Source organism: Kaistella sp. (genome assembly GCF_049588135.1).
GTDB lineage: Bacteria > Bacteroidota > Bacteroidia > Flavobacteriales > Weeksellaceae > Kaistella.
Map to the genome: position 1 here is coordinate 1 of NZ_JBAVFG010000142.1, position 14,921 is coordinate 14,921.

The following is a 14,921-nucleotide window of genomic DNA, read 5'->3' on the forward strand; positions in this document are numbered from 1 at the left end:
CTATAAACCATTCTGCGTTTTCGATTTAGAAACCACCGGAATCAACGTCGCAAAAGACAGAATCGTAGAAATATGCATCTTGAAAGTAAATCCCGATGCGTCGCGGGAAAGCAAAACCTGGCTCGTAAATCCCGAAATGCCCATTCCAAAAGAATCAACTGCCGTGCACGGAATTACCGACGAAAAAGTAGCCAACGCTCCCACTTTCAAAGAAATTGCTCCGAAAATTATGGAGATGATTTCGGGCAGCGATTTGGGTGGATTCAATTCCAACCGTTTTGATGTTCCGCTTTTGGCAGAAGAATTGTTGCGTGCTGGATTGGATTTTGATTTAAGTAAATTCAAATTAGTTGATGCACAAACGATTTTCCATAAAATGGAACCTCGAAATTTGACAGCTGCCTATCAATTTTATTGCAAAAAAGATTTGGAAAACGCCCATTCTGCGGAAGCTGATGTTTTGGCAACTTTCGAAGTTTTGGATGCGCAAGTTGGTCATTACGAAGAACTTCCGAATGAAATTGCTGATTTGAGCGAGTTTTCTTTTCACACCAAATTTGCAGATTTAGCCGGAATGATTCATTTTGATGACGAAAAACAGGAAATTTTCGCTTTCGGAAAATACAAAGGTCAAAAAGTAAAAGACGTTTTCCAGAAAGATTTGGGATATTATGGTTGGATTCAAAACGCTGATTTTCCGCTTTATACGAAGAAAATTTTGACGGGAATTCAGTTGAGAAGTAAGTTTTAAAAAAAGTATAGATTATGGAAAATATTTCAATTGTAAATAATGATAAAAATCAATATGAAATCTCTTTATCACAAGGAGAATTGCCTTTTGTTGAAAAAGATTTTATTACAATAGAAAATGAAAACATTACGATTAAAAGTCTTAGGATTGGTGAAGTTTATACAAAAGGCAGCGGGGTTTTGGATGCTAAATGTATTGTAGAAAACTTCTCTTTTAAAAAGTCTGATATAATAAATTTTTCTTTGGAAGATGGGAAAAATGGATTAATGAATGTAAATATCAATCTTAATAATTCCGAGAAAATTGAATTAGTTCAACAATCGAATTCAATTGAATTAACAAAAATGATGTGTTTAATGGTAAATGTGAATGATGAAAACTAATCTTGAACCAAAAGACATAGACAATTTTTATATTACTCTTTATTTTAGCAAAGACCATTCTGATTATCGAAAAAAAGCAATTTGGAGAGCATATCGAGATTTCAATAGAACTTTAAGAAATTTCACAGAAAATAAAAATGATATTAAAATCGATTGGGAATCAAAGCTTTTAAAATATATTGATGAAGTTTGCAATACAAATTTCGATCAATCTAAATTTGATGATTGGCACGAAAGAAAAACCAAGGAATTGTGCGAGAATGAACATTTTAAATTAAAAATCGGGCAATCGCAAAAATGGATTAATATGACTTTAAAATATTGTTATCTTTTGGGAAATGAAAAAATACCAGGAATAACCAAAAATGTTGATTATTTCCATATTCCAATTGACAATATAATTCAGAAAAGAATTTTTAATGATTTCAAAATAAAAAAGCTTGATGAAAGTTGGAGCACAATTGATAAATATAAAAAATACAAAAATTATCAACTTGAATTTAGAAAACATTTGAATGATCGTGAAACAGCTTTTGAAAAGGAATTTAAAATGTTTAATAATCCAGAATAATTTTTACAATGAAAATCATTTGCATCGGCAGAAATTACGCAGATCATGCGAAAGAACTAGGAAACGAAATCCCTGAAAATCCTGTGATTTTTATGAAACCCGACACCGCAATTTTGAAAAAAGGAAGCGATTTTTATATTCCTGAATTTTCTGATGACGTTCATTATGAATTGGAAGTCGTTCTGAAAATTTCGAAAGGCGGAAAATATATTCAGGAAGAAAATGCCGATAAACATTACGACGAAATTGGTTTAGGAATCGATTTTACGGCGAGAGATTTGCAAACCCAACTCAAAGCAAAAGGACTTCCGTGGGAATTATCCAAAGCATTTGACGGAAGCGCAGTGATTTCTGAATTTTATAAAAAACAAGATTTCGATATGAAGAATCTCAATTTTTCTTTAATTAAAAACAAGGAAAAAGTTCAAGATGGAAATACTTCATTAATGCTTTTCTCGCCTGAAAAAATCATCGCTTTTGTCTCGCAATATTTTACTTTAAAAGTGGGCGATTTCATTTTTACGGGAACACCAAAAGGGGTTGGAAAAGTCGCAGAAAAAGATATACTTGAAGCTTTTCTGGAGGATAAAAAAGTTTTTGATTTAAGGATTCAATAACTTAGTTTTTGAAGATGTCATAAATAGTTGTAACTTTATTCAACAAAAAATAATATCATGATAAACATCATCTTACCTGTAGATTTTTCAGAAGCAACGGATAAATTAGTCGAAGGCGCAATAAAATTTGCAAAAGAAACGAACGGAAAAATAAACCTGATTCACGTGGCACCTTCTGATATCGGTTTTGCGATTGGCGATATGGGATTTCAGTATTTCCCAGAGGTTGAACAAAATGAAATAAAACAAGAATTAGTTCAATTGAACACCCTTGAACAACGCATCATTGCACAAGGTATCGATTGCGAACACTTGTTAAAACAAGGTGTTGCAGGCGACGTTATTTTGGAATATGCAAAAGATAAAACCGCTGGGTATATTGTCATGGGTTCTCACGGAAGAAGCAATATGTACGATGTATTTGTGGGAAGTTTAACCAAAGAGTTAACGAGACGATCTCCAATTCCGGTATTGGTAATTCCTATTCACTAAAGAAAATCTTAATAATACAAAATCCCGAAATCTTTCAATTTCGGGATTTTGTATTGTAAATGGGATATCAATTATTTACTTTCTTTTTTATAAATTTTCGGATCGTAATAAGGATGCTTACCTTCCGTTGGTGAAAAATATTCTTTATCCTTATCGCCACCCAAAGTAGCAACTAAAACATAGCACCAATAAGTAAATATTGCAGATGCGATCAAGAATAAAATCCAGTTCATTACATTTCCTGCGAAATCATAGAATCCGAAAGACCATTTGAATGCACTGCTTAAGAATAAGAAGAAAGACGTCATTATTTTCCTTTTTTAAATTAACTTTGCACAAATTTATAAAAAATGTTTCGATTACTTTCAAAAGAAAGCAATATTTTTTCAGTTCCTGTTTATATTGGGATTCTCCTCTTAATCGTAATTAGCTTTAACATTCTAAACTTCAATACTTTAGAGCTGATTTCAACCATAATAACTTTTGCAGGAGTTGCTTTGGGATACTTTTGTTTTAATGCTATTGGGCTGAATTATCAGACTCATCTGCCTCTTTTTTTATATACCGTCTTTATTTTCGCCTTATATCCAGGGAATTTGGATATCGGAATTGCTGTTTCGCTTTTCACCAATTCGATTATTCTTTTGTTATTAACGAATGATAATATTTCTGTTCGTAATTTCTCTTACATTTTAGTAGGATCGATTCTTGCGCTCAACTTTATTTTTCTTCCTACCACCTGGCCGATGTGTATTTTTGTTATCTTTCATATCATAGGAACATCTGACCGTATCGGATTGCATATTTTTCGATTGTTTTATGGGATGTTATTAGTAGCACTTTCCTATTTTGGAATTGCTTATTTTCTGGGCATGAATTCTTGGAATCCGGCATACTTTCCTTTTACCGGATTTAAATTACAGCCGCATGTCGATCATCTTTTATGGTTAACTCCGTTGGCAATTTTACTGATTCACGCGGTAATGGATCATTTCAGAAACTTTAATAAAAAAAGCCCGAACAGCAAGTTCAAATACACTTTTTTACTTGTTTTTTCTTTAGCCCAACTCATTACCATTTTCCTTTATATGGGAAATACTTTCGAATATTTACTTTTATTGGCTTTACCAGCTTCCATCATTTTAAGCAGAATGCTTCGTTTCTCTAAAAAATATTGGACTCAGGAAGTTGGCTTATGGGTTATTATTATTTCGCTGCTTATTTTCAAATTCTCTACTTATTTTAATTTTTTTTAATAAAAACAACATGATTCAAATTGACGATAAATTAATTTCTGAAGATATCTTTGCTGAAGAATTCGTATGCAATCTTAGCAAATGCAAAGGCGCTTGCTGCGTAGAAGGTGACGTGGGAGCTCCTTTAGACAAAAATGAAACCTTGATCCTCGAAAGGATTTTCGAACAGGTAAAACCCTATCTTAGACCAGAAGGGGTAAAAGCCATTGAAGAGCAAGGAACTTGGGTTCTCGATCCGAGCGACAATGATTATGTAACACCGATGGTTGAAGGAAAAGAATGTGCTTATGTCATCTTTGACGAAAAGGGAATCACCAAATGTGGAATCGAAAAAGCGTATGAAGATGGTGCAGTCGATTGGCAGAAACCGATTTCCTGTCACCTTTATCCTATTCGTGTTGATGAATACCGAACTTTTACTGCACTTAATTATCACAAATGGGAAATCTGTAGTGATGCTTGTTCTTTGGGAAAAGAATTAAAAGTCCCAATCTATAAATTTGTAAAAACACCACTCATCAGAAAATATGGTGAAGAATGGTACCAAACATTATGCGATGCAGCTGACGAATGGAAAGCTGAATACGGTTCGTAGAAAATTAATACCTTTAAATAAAAAATGTCTGAACATTTTGAACTTTTAGATATTTACAAAGCGGTCATTTCCTTGATTGCCGGATTAATTCTGGGTTTTGAAAGAGAAATGAAAGATAAATCGGCGGGGTTGAAAACCATCACGGTGATTACTTTAGGCTCTACTTTATTATCAATACTTTCTTACAAACTCGCTGGAAACGGTGACCCGACAAGAATTGCTTCGTACATCGTAAGCGGAATTGGTTTTCTAGGAGCAGGCGTTATTTTCAAAAACGGATTTAATGTGTACGGATTAACGACTGCCGGAATTATCTGGATTGCAGCTGCAGTCGGAATGGCCATTGGCTTTGGCGCAATTTATATTGCTTTTACTTTTTTAATTTGCGCATTGATTATTATCTACTCTGCAAAATATCTAACCAAACATTATATGCAGCATTATCATAATAAAGTTTTGAAATTCACCCTTTCTACCGAGCAAATTTCCAATAAGAAATTAATTCTCAATGATCTTAAAAGTATTGCAAAAGAAGTGACAGAAGTTGCATTTGAAAAAAAAGATCATTTAATACAAATCACTGTAGATATTCATATCAGTTCCTCGGGAATTGAACAATTAGAAAATTACCTCATCGAAAATAAAAATCTGGTTTCTTTTAATTATTAAAAATCACTTCTTCAAAACAAAAAAAATCCGTTTCATTGCTGAAACGGATTTTATATTTATTCAAGAAAAAATTACTTTTTCAACTCTTCCAAAAACTCATCGTGAGAGATTTTGGTTTCTTTTTTAGTTGCTTTTTCTAAGATCACGTCTTTCAGTTTCGCCATTCCAACTTCAGAAGAAATCTGACGGACTTGCTCTTGATCTTTCAACATATCAGCAGCATATTTCTGTACTTCTTCATCTGGTAAATGGTGAATTCCGTACATCGCTAATTGATTACGAACCAATTGTTCCGCTTGTCCTAAAACATCTGCATAATCCAAAGTAATCTCGTTGTCATTCATCAATTTCCCTTCAAGGATTTGATATTTCAACTGATTTTTTTCTGCTTCTAAGATTTCTTTCGCTTGCTCTTCAGAAGTTACGTGCTCGTTGCTGAACATTAACCATTTTACCAAGAAAGTTTCTGGAAGTTTTACTTCTTCTTTTTCATTGATTTGAGCCAAAATTTTATTCACGAAATGAACATCAGCGTTTTGCTGGAAATACTCATCCAATTCTGTTTTTACTTTGTCTTTCAATTCTTCTTCAGATTTGATGGTACCTTCACCATAAACTTTATCGAATAAATCCTGATTTAATTCTGCTAAGTTTAATCCGAAGAAATCTTGTACTTTAACCTCGATTTGGTCATGGTGTAAATGCTCAACTTCTTCTTTGCTGAAAGTTAATTCTTTCGCCAATTCTTCGTTTTTCTCTAAATCGGCTTTAGAAACTTTTACTGACTCTTCTTTTTTCAAAGCTTTTACCAATTCGAAAGCTGCTTTTCTAGTAGCATCAATAGTGAAAGTTTTTGGAGCGTGGTGATGTTCACCTTCTGCACCTTCTTCAATTACTTGACTTACTTCTAAAGCAATGGTAGAATCTTCAGCGATTGCATCTTGAGGAACTTGCTCTGCGAAACGCTTTTGCATGTTCTCGATACTTTGTCCGATTTCTTTTTCAGAAGCTTCTACTTTATAATGAGGTGCTTCATATTTTGCTAAATCGATTGTGAATTCTGGTTCGTAACCAACTTCAAAACCTACTGAAAGTTGTTCTGCGTGGTGATCCAATGCATCAACTGGTTGTGGAACCGGCTGACCTACCAATCTCAATTTGTTATCAGTAACATAATTGTTCAAGGCATCAGAAACCTGTTTGTTGATTTCTTCAAAAGCGATTCCCGCTTCATATTGCTTTCTCACCATGCTCAATGGCACTTTCCCTTTTCTAAATCCAGGAACTGTTGCATTTTTTGCGTAGTTGTGCAATTGTTTTTCAACTTTATCTTTATAATCTGATTTATCTAATGTAACTGTAAGTAACGCACTTACTTCATCGTGGTTGGTCGCTGTAACGTTCATTTTAATGTATTGAAAATTTAGGTTGCAAAAATAGGAATTTTTTTTTGATTATTTTTAAAGGAGAAATTTTCTTTTCCTCATTCCTAAAGGATAGAAAACTTCACTTATTTATTTTGATTGAAAGTCTTTTAGTTTGAAATTGAATACGTCGCCATCGCATCGGTTTCACCACCGATTACAGAACCGAACTCTCTTCCTGGTTCGCCTACACTAACCGATACCGGATCATGAATCAAAGTTAAAACCAATTGTGGATTCACTCCGTTTTTTGCTTTTACAACAGTCCATTTTGTTTTCAACCCAATTTTAATTCCGTCACTATTGGTAGAAGATTCATCATCGATTCTTTCTAAATTAATATTAGAATTCTGAAAATCAAACAATAGAAAATGTTCATCTTTCGCTTCTTTGATGCTTTGGGTCTCGTCTTCATTGCCATTAAGAAAAACTGCATTTACAGTATATGTTGTTCCGTCAGTTAATTTAATTTCAGGATTATGAGTAGAATTCACCGTGTAATTATAAGTAGTTGTAATTCCCGTTGCATCATCTTTTACATTCAAAATAATATTAGAAATATCTTCTTGGGAAAGAACGTCATCATCTTCATCGGCGCGGCTGCAGCTGATTGCAATGACGGTAATTAATAAAAAAGCGATATATTTTAGTTTAATTAATGATTTCATTTTTAAGGTTTTAGAAGTTATATTTAATATTGAAAACAATATTTCTGCCCATTTCATACGAGAAATAACGCATCCTGTTAAGATAATCTTTGTAATTGGTATCAAAAAGATTGGTCACATTTAAACCAGCAGAAAAATGTTTGTTAAAGTCGAAACCTGTTTGCAAACTCCACAAAGTATAAGTTGGCGGCGGCGTAGAAAGATCTAAAGTTTTTTCAACCTCAATTCCGTTTTCGAAAATATTGATGGTTGGATTATCTTCCGGAAATCTATTCTGATGCAAGAAAGTCTGTTGCTGAACTTTAAAATAGAAATTTCTCCATTTCTCATTTTTGAATTCTAAACTGTTTGCAAAATTTGTTGGAACCATCATTATTAAAGGTTGATCGTTGGTTTTGTCTTCCCCGTTGATGTAAGAAAAATTTCCACGATATTCGAAATGATCATTCAATTTCAATTGTGCATCCACATCTACACCATACATTTTAGCATCAATTTGCTGATAAGACCAAACCGGAAAAACGCCACGAATCGTATTCTGAATCCCAGTCGGAATTTCCGTAATGAAGTTTTTAGTGATAAATAAATAAGGATTTACGGTGATTTGTGCACCTTTTAGAACATTCAATTTCCCGTCGATATTCAAATTAAATTGGTTGCCGTCTTCATTTTTCATTCCCATATTTCCCACTTCGATAATTGCGGCAGAATGATGCAATCCATCAGCAAAAAGTTCCGCAATATTCGGTGTTCGTCCTACTTTTGCATAATTCAGTTTCACATCAAAATTCTTCGAAGGTTGATAATCCAAACCTGCATTAAATGATAAATTTTTGTAGGTTAAATTCGGTTTCGTAAAAACACGATTTCCATCGGTCTTCACATAAAACTGAGGAAAAGCATCTGCATACAAATTTTCCCAATCGCTTAAATCATACCATTTTTTGACTTCATATTTTGTTACATCGTATCGCAATCCTGCTTCTGCACTCAATTTCGGTGTCAACTTATATTTAAAAACGGAATAAACTCCGCCAGCATATTGATCATAATTTGGCACCAATCTTCTCGCCTGAGTTTCTGGCGTGGAATAATTAAATTGATATTTCAGATCAATTCCGGTTTCTAAACTCCAGAATTGACGCTCAATAAAATCATTGATATTCATTTGGTTCGTGAACAATTCCAAATCCAAAGAAGGAATTTGAGCAAGTTCGCCTCTTCTCACATCATATTCCTTTCGATGATTGTATTGAAAGTTATAATCAACGGAAATTTTTCCTAAATTTTCAAATCTTTTAAAAGCAGAAATTTTGGCGATATGATGTTGAACATCCTGTTTCGGATTGTCGATCGCATAAGAAAAATCCCTTTCATAAATAGGAATATCTGAAGTTAAAGCTTTATAAAAATCCTCTAAATTTCCTAAATCAGATCCTCTATAAATCCCTATTTCCTGATTGGTAACGCTGTAATCAAATGAAATCCCCCGAAGAAAAGAATTATTCTGAACCGTGAAACCAAATGATTGATTTTGCAAACCCGTATTCATCAAATAATAATCAGGAGTTTTCAAATCACCGATTTTTTTAAATCCGCCAGTCGTTTTTATTGCCCAGCCATTTTCCCAAGTTTTCAGCAAATTGACTCCAAGTCCAATACCTCGTCCATTAGAAATTCCTGCAAGATTCGCACTTCCTTGGATTGTATCTTTCTTTTTGTAAACGGCAGGTTCTAAAACCACAACTCCACCGATGGCGTCACTTCCGTATTTTAAAGCAGAAGCTCCTTTAATCACATCGACGTGATCAAATTGGTTCACGTCGATATTCGGTGCATGCTCAACGCCCCATTCCTGTTCCGCCATTTTTACGCCGTTATTAATGATGGGTACTCGGCTTCCATAAAGTCCATGGATAATTGGTTTCGCAATATTATTCCCCGTTTTCAAAGCGCCGACACCCGAAATACTGGTTAACATATTTCCTAAATTTTCGGTGGAATTTCGGTCGATTGCATTTTTATCCAACGATTTTACGATTAAGGAATTCACATTTTTATGCGTTCCGTGAAGCGTAATTGTTTCGATATCAGCAATATGATGTTCGAGCTGAATGGTAATTTCAACATCTTTATTCACCGTAAGTTCTTCTGTTAAAGCCTCACAATCGGGATGATTTGCGATCAGCGTATATTTTCCTTTTTGCAAATTTTTAAAAGTAAAATTTCCGTTGGAATCCGAAACTTGCGTTAATTTCCCAATGGTAATTGTAGCGTTTTTCAAAGGCACTTTATCGTGATAATCAATCACTTTTCCTTTAACGGTAAAAGAAGTTTGTGCACTAGCGAATAGCAATCCAAAAAAGATTGCGATGATATTTAAAGTAAATTTCATTTAAATTAAGTTTAAAAATAATAAAACACGAATAATTAAAAAACTGATAATCAACTTCTTACTATTCATTTCGAAAAAAAAACTGTTTTTAAATGAAAGACGGCGGACCACGCAACCTGAAATTAAAGAGTGCAAGCGGACTGAAAGTTCGTTCTGCGGTTAAGATTTCTAAGCGAAAATCCTCGATCGAAATTGCTGAAAAGAAAAAGTGGTGCGAAGTGACATATTTTCCTTCATGCAAAATATGACAGGAAAGACAATCTGAATAATGAGCAACGGCGGGGGATTTTGTAAAAGTCTTTTCTACTTTAGTAAAGTGAAAATCCTTGAATACTTCACCACTTCCATGATTGTGAAAACTTTGAGAAAATAAAGCCACGAAAAGATAGACCGCAGCAAAAAGCGATGCTAAAAATTTCTGACTTTTTTTATTTCTCAACATTTTGCAAATCTAGGACTTTTAAAGCGAAAGAGAAAAATAAAATATCAGCCATTATTAATGAAAAAATGAAATTACTCATCATTTCGAAAACGGTTAAATCTCATCTTATAAAGACTTACTTAATTGATGAAGATTTCGTAAATTTGTGCTGAAATTTTTAACTATGAAAGAAAGCGCAGTGAAAAAGATTGTGGTTCTCACCTCAGGCGGAGATGCACCGGGAATGAATGCAGCGTTAAGAGCGGTCGTAAGAACCGCAAGTCACTACAAAATAGAATGTTATGGAGTCAGAGAAGGTTTCAATGGCTTAATCAATGATGATTTTACGAAAATGGGACCTCGCTCTGTTAAAAATATAATCACTGAAGGCGGTACGATTTTAAAATCTGCGAGATCCTTAGAATTTAAAACACCAGAAGGTAGAAAAAAAGCCTATGACAACTGTGTAAAACACGGTATCGACGGAATGGTTTGTATCGGTGGAGATGGAACTTTCAAAGGAGCAAAAATTTTCTGTGAAGAATTCGGGATTCATGTCATTGGCGTTCCCGGAACGATCGACAACGATATTTTCGGAACCGATAATACGATTGGCTACGACACCGCTTTGAATACGGCGATGGAAGCAATCGATAAAATTAGAGATACTGCTACTTCTCACAACAGAATATTTTTTGTAGAAGTTATGGGCCGTGATGCAGGATTTATTGCTTTAAACAGCGGCTTGGCAACTGGCGCAATCGGTATTTTAATTCCAGAAAAAAAAGACAGCATCGAAGAACTTTTTGCCACTTTTGAAAGAGCAGAAAAAGCAGGAAAAGCTTCAAGTATCGTAGTTGTAGCTGAAGGTGAAAAATTAGGCAGCATTTATGATATTGCAAAAGCTACTCAAGCGGGTTTCCCTGGCTATGATATTCGCGTTGCCGTTTTAGGTCATATCCAAAGAGGAGGATCGCCGAGTTGCGCAGACCGAGTTTTAGCGAGCCGCTTAGGTTATGGTGCGGTTATCGGATTAATGGACGGAAAAACCAATATGATGGTCGGAATGCAATCGAATAAAATGGTTTACACCCCAATCGAAGAGGCCGTAAAAAAGCATAACGAAATGGATCAGGATTTACTCAAAATTTCAGAAATTCTGGCAATTTAATCATTTACTAAATTTAATATTAAAATAAAAATTATGTCAACAATCAAAGTAGGAATCAACGGATTCGGTAGAATTGGTCGTCTTGTTTTCAGAGCAATGGCCGAAAGAGAAAACATCGAAGTGGTAGGAATCAACGACCTTATCAATGCTGAATATATGGCATATATGTTAAAGTATGATTCTGTACACGGTGAATTTAAAGGTGAAGTTTCTGTTGAAGGAAATGACCTTATCGTTAATGGAAAAAGAATCAGAGTAACTGCCGAAAGAGATCCTAACAACTTAAAATGGAACGAAGTAGGAGCAGAATATATTGTAGAATCTACAGGCTTATTCCTTTCTAAAGATACTGCTCAAGCACATATCAACGCTGGTGCGAAAAAAGTAATTCTTTCTGCACCATCAAAAGATGATACGCCAATGTTTGTAATGGGAGTAAACCATAAAGAATTAACAGACGATATCAAAATCTTCTCAAACGCTTCTTGTACCACCAACTGCCTAGCGCCAATTGCAAAAGTGATGCACGACAACTTCGGAATTGTAGAAGGTTTGATGACTACTGTTCACGCAACTACTGCGACTCAAAAAACGGTTGACGGACCATCTGTAAAAGACTGGAGAGGCGGGCGTTCTGCTTTGAACAATATTATCCCATCTTCTACAGGTGCTGCAAAAGCGGTAGGAAAAGTAATTCCTTCACTGAACGGAAAATTAACCGGAATGTCTTTCAGAGTTCCAACGGCAGACGTTTCTGTAGTTGACTTAACGGTAAGATTAGAAAAACCAACTTCTTATGAAGAAATTTGCCAAGCAATGAAAACGGCTTCGGAAGGTGAATTAAAAGGGATTTTAGGATACACCGAAGATGCTGTAGTTTCTCAGGATTTCGTAGGTGAAAAAAGAACTTCAGTATTCGACAAAGATGCTGGGATCATGTTATCTCCAACCTTCGTGAAAATCGTTTCTTGGTACGATAATGAAATGGGATATTCTAACAAATTAGCTGATTTGTTGGTACATTCTGCTTCTCTATAGTCAGAATTTCATTAATGAAAAATAGCAAAACCTCTCGATTTCGGGAGGTTTTTTTATACGGAGAATTTGGTCAATCCCGTTTGCAATACAAAACCGCAACTTGATAAAGTGAAAAAAATTGAATAATCACAATTCAATTTGATTATTTCGAAATGCTTTTCTTTTTCTATATCCTTCTTCAAAACTTTTATTTTCTGAAAGTTTAGATTGTAAAATCCATTCTGCTAAAGGACTTCTATAAATATTGCCAAAACAAACCATTAAAATTTTCATAACTTATTGTATTTAAAAACCCTTTCAACTTTTAAAAAATTGAAAGGGTTCTGTATTTTTATCGCAGCAAAAATGTGATATTTTTCAATTTTACTGTTTGATTTTCTCCGTTAATTCTTTTACGTATTTCTTGATTTCTTTATCGATTTTTGAAACATCTTTAATTGTATCACAAGCGTACATTACGGTAGAATGGTCTTTTCCGCCCATTTCCTCACCGATTTTATTAAAGGTAGCATTCGTAAACTCTTTTGCAAAATACATCGCTAATTGTCTTGGTAATGCAATTTCTCTTTTACGCGTTTTAGACAATAATTGCTCTCTTTGAATCCCGAAATATTCGCAAACAACTTCCTGAATATAAGGAATATTGATTACTTTTCTCTGATTGGCAGCAATTTTATTAATGGTTTCTTTAAGAAGTTCCAGTGACAATTCAGATTTATAAATCGTAGAATAAGCGATTACTGAATTAATTACTCCAATTAATTCCCGAACGTTTGTTTGTACTTCAGATGCAAGAAAATCGAGCATATCTTCTGTTAAAACAATTCCGTCACGACTTAATTTATCTACAATAATTTTTCTTCTGGTATCAAAATCCGGCGATTTAATTTCCGCAGAAAGTCCCCATTTGAATCTCGAAACAATACGATCCTGAATATCTAAAATATCAACCGGCGCTTTATCAGAAGTTAAGATAATTTGTTTTCCGTTCTGGTGCAGATAATCGAAAATATGGAAGAAACTGTCCTGTGTAGATTTTTTCCCAGATAAAAACTGAATATCATCAATAATTAAAACATCAACCATTTGATAAAAATTCGCAAATTCTGTCTGTTTATGTGCTTTCGCTGCAGAAACGAATTGTTGAATAAATTTCTCGGAAGACAAATAAAGAACCACTTTTTCTGGATAGGCATTTTTAACTTCCAAACCGACAGCGTGCCCTAAGTGGGTTTTTCCAACTCCATAACCTCCGTACAAAAACAATGGATTAAAGGCTGTTGCTCCTGGTCTTTTGGCAATTGATTTTGCTACAGTCGAAGCAAATTTATTGCTTTCTCCTTCGACATAATTATCAAATGAAAAATCTGCTTTCAAGTTAGAATCAATATTAATTTTCTTCATTCCCGGAACCACAAAAGGATTAATCACATTTGCTGAAAATGAGGGTGGCAAAGTTTCCTGCATTTTGGGAGTTGCAACACTTTTACCTTTCATATTCATGGTAATGGGTTTTTCTTGTCCGGAAGGTTTATTTTCCATCACAGAATACCAAAGTTTCACGCCTTTCCCAATGTTTTTTTTCAGCGCAGCAGAAAGCAACGATAAATAATTATCTTCTATATATTCTTTGTAAAAATCACTCGGAACCAATAATGTTAAATTATTGCTAATTAATGATACAGGTTGTACATTATCAAACAATAAATCAAAAGAATTTTCGAGTTTTTTTAGGTCTGTATTATCTTCAGCCGCATTGAGGTTATCCCTCATAAACGTAAGACATTTTTCCCAAATTATAGTTAAATTTTCATCCATTTTCGTACTGCAATTTCTCCTTCGCTTGTTAATTTTGACGGGAAGACAAAGATGTAATTTTTAAACGTTAAAAAAAAATCTTTGTGCTATTGATTAATTAGAAATATATTTGTATGATTAACTTAATACTTAAAATGATACACACAACACACACGTTTAGAGTTCGTTACGCAGAAACAGACCCTATGAAATACGTTTATTATGGCAACTACGCAACCTATTTTGAAGTCGGTCGAGTAGAACTTTTTCGTGATCTTGGGATCCCATATAATGAGATTGAACAACGAGGAATTTGGTTGCCTGTATCCGAATTTAGCATTAAGTATTTAAAACCAGCCCTCTATGATCAAAATCTCGAAATTCATACTTTCATAAAAAAAATTCCCGGTGTAAGAATCGAATTTGAATATGAAATTTATAATGATTCTAAAGAAAAAATTACAGAAGCAAAAACGACTTTATTCTTCCTCGATTCAAAAATAAATAAAGTCGTAAAATGTCCTGATTTTTTAATGGAATTAATCAAAAAAAACTGGAAAGAATAATTTATAATTCTGTGCCAGATTCTATTTCGTACGGTTCTTTATCTTTTTCAAAAATTCTGGTAAACTCCTTTCCTTCTACGGTAATTCGATTTCCGATTCTTCGGATC

General features: G+C 34.0%; 17 protein-coding genes and 2 pseudogenes. 11 read left to right on the plus strand and 8 right to left on the minus strand.

Annotation, left to right across the window (positions count from 1 at the left end):
• From WBY99_RS08325 to WBY99_RS08345, 5 genes are all read left to right on the plus strand, one after another.
• A partial coding sequence (locus tag WBY99_RS08325; RefSeq protein ID WP_423975871.1) for an exonuclease domain-containing protein occupies positions 1-751 on the plus strand: 751 nt, incomplete at its 5' end.
• 14 nt (positions 752-765) lie between these two features.
• The gene (locus WBY99_RS08330; RefSeq protein WP_423975872.1) at positions 766-1,134 is read left to right on the plus strand and encodes a hypothetical protein; all 369 of its coding nucleotides are present in this window, start codon (positions 766-768) and stop codon (positions 1,132-1,134) included.
• Entirely contained in the window at positions 1,124-1,705 is a 582-nt protein-coding gene (locus WBY99_RS08335; protein ID WP_423975873.1) for a hypothetical protein, read from the plus strand. The genes WBY99_RS08330 and WBY99_RS08335 overlap by 11 nt, the downstream gene beginning before the upstream one ends.
• A gap of 8 nt (positions 1,706-1,713) precedes the next feature.
• Positions 1,714-2,322, plus strand: a complete 609-nt coding sequence (locus WBY99_RS08340; RefSeq protein ID WP_423975874.1) for a fumarylacetoacetate hydrolase family protein — start codon at positions 1,714-1,716, stop codon at positions 2,320-2,322.
• A gap of 57 nt (positions 2,323-2,379) precedes the next feature.
• Positions 2,380-2,814, plus strand: a complete 435-nt coding sequence (locus tag WBY99_RS08345) for a universal stress protein (protein ID WP_423975875.1) — start codon at positions 2,380-2,382, stop codon at positions 2,812-2,814.
• 71 nt (positions 2,815-2,885) lie between these two features.
• On the opposite strand, the gene WBY99_RS08350 is transcribed toward WBY99_RS08345, so the two are convergent.
• On the minus strand, positions 2,886-3,122 hold the full coding sequence (locus tag WBY99_RS08350; protein ID WP_423975876.1) for a hypothetical protein: 237 nt from the start codon (positions 3,120-3,122) through the stop codon (positions 2,886-2,888).
• Positions 3,123-3,164: 42 nt separating this feature from the next.
• Here WBY99_RS08350 and WBY99_RS08355 point away from each other — a divergent pair, with 42 nt between their 5' ends.
• The 3 genes from WBY99_RS08355 to WBY99_RS08365 are packed head-to-tail and all read left to right on the plus strand — an operon-like array spanning position 3,165 to position 5,334.
• Complete coding sequence (locus WBY99_RS08355) at positions 3,165-4,070, plus strand: DUF6427 family protein (RefSeq protein ID WP_423975877.1); 906 nt, start codon at positions 3,165-3,167, stop codon at positions 4,068-4,070.
• A 10-nt stretch (positions 4,071-4,080) separates the two neighbouring features.
• The gene (locus WBY99_RS08360; protein ID WP_423975878.1) at positions 4,081-4,665 is read left to right on the plus strand and encodes a DUF3109 family protein; all 585 of its coding nucleotides are present in this window, start codon (positions 4,081-4,083) and stop codon (positions 4,663-4,665) included.
• Between the two features lie 24 nt (positions 4,666-4,689).
• Complete coding sequence (locus WBY99_RS08365) at positions 4,690-5,334, plus strand: MgtC/SapB family protein (protein ID WP_423975879.1); 645 nt, start codon at positions 4,690-4,692, stop codon at positions 5,332-5,334.
• Positions 5,335-5,405: 71 nt separating this feature from the next.
• On the opposite strand, the gene WBY99_RS08370 is transcribed toward WBY99_RS08365, so the two are convergent.
• The 4 genes from WBY99_RS08370 to WBY99_RS08385 all read right to left on the minus strand — a co-directional run bounded on the left by WBY99_RS08370 (position 5,406) and on the right by WBY99_RS08385 (position 10,263).
• On the minus strand, positions 5,406-6,740 hold the full coding sequence (locus WBY99_RS08370; RefSeq protein ID WP_423975880.1) for a trigger factor: 1,335 nt from the start codon (positions 6,738-6,740) through the stop codon (positions 5,406-5,408).
• A 128-nt stretch (positions 6,741-6,868) separates the two neighbouring features.
• Positions 6,869-7,426 (minus strand): hypothetical protein, encoded by a 558-nt coding sequence (locus WBY99_RS08375; protein ID WP_423975881.1) that lies wholly within the window; start codon positions 7,424-7,426, stop codon positions 6,869-6,871.
• Between the two features lie 10 nt (positions 7,427-7,436).
• Positions 7,437-9,821 carry a TonB-dependent receptor gene (locus WBY99_RS08380; protein WP_423975882.1) on the minus strand — a complete coding sequence of 795 codons (2,385 nt, stop codon included), beginning with the start codon at positions 9,819-9,821 and terminating at the stop codon, positions 7,437-7,439.
• Positions 9,822-9,909: 88 nt separating this feature from the next.
• Complete coding sequence (locus tag WBY99_RS08385) at positions 9,910-10,263, minus strand: hypothetical protein (RefSeq protein ID WP_423975883.1); 354 nt, start codon at positions 10,261-10,263, stop codon at positions 9,910-9,912.
• Between the two features lie 163 nt (positions 10,264-10,426).
• Here WBY99_RS08385 and pfkA point away from each other — a divergent pair, with 163 nt between their 5' ends.
• A complete protein-coding gene (gene pfkA, locus WBY99_RS08390) occupies positions 10,427-11,413 on the plus strand; it encodes a 6-phosphofructokinase (protein ID WP_423975884.1) in 987 nt (328 codons plus the stop codon).
• Between the two features lie 33 nt (positions 11,414-11,446).
• Entirely contained in the window at positions 11,447-12,451 is a 1,005-nt protein-coding gene (gene gap / locus WBY99_RS08395; protein ID WP_423975885.1) for a type I glyceraldehyde-3-phosphate dehydrogenase, read from the plus strand.
• A gap of 186 nt (positions 12,452-12,637) precedes the next feature.
• Here the strand turns inward: gap and WBY99_RS08400 are convergent.
• Positions 12,638-12,724: pseudogene (locus WBY99_RS08400) on the minus strand (low molecular weight phosphotyrosine protein phosphatase); the annotation flags it as partial.
• 90 nt (positions 12,725-12,814) lie between these two features.
• Positions 12,815-14,269 (minus strand): chromosomal replication initiator protein DnaA, encoded by a 1,455-nt coding sequence (dnaA, locus tag WBY99_RS08405; protein ID WP_423975886.1) that lies wholly within the window; start codon positions 14,267-14,269, stop codon positions 12,815-12,817.
• A gap of 134 nt (positions 14,270-14,403) precedes the next feature.
• Between dnaA and WBY99_RS08410 the strand changes: the two genes are divergently transcribed.
• Positions 14,404-14,814, plus strand: coding sequence for an acyl-CoA thioesterase (locus WBY99_RS08410; RefSeq protein ID WP_423975887.1), 411 nt, complete (start codon positions 14,404-14,406; stop codon positions 14,812-14,814).
• A gap of 1 nt (position 14,815) precedes the next feature.
• On the opposite strand, the pseudogene WBY99_RS08415 reads toward WBY99_RS08410, so the two are convergent.
• Positions 14,816-14,921: pseudogene (locus tag WBY99_RS08415) on the minus strand (dipeptidase PepE); the annotation flags it as partial.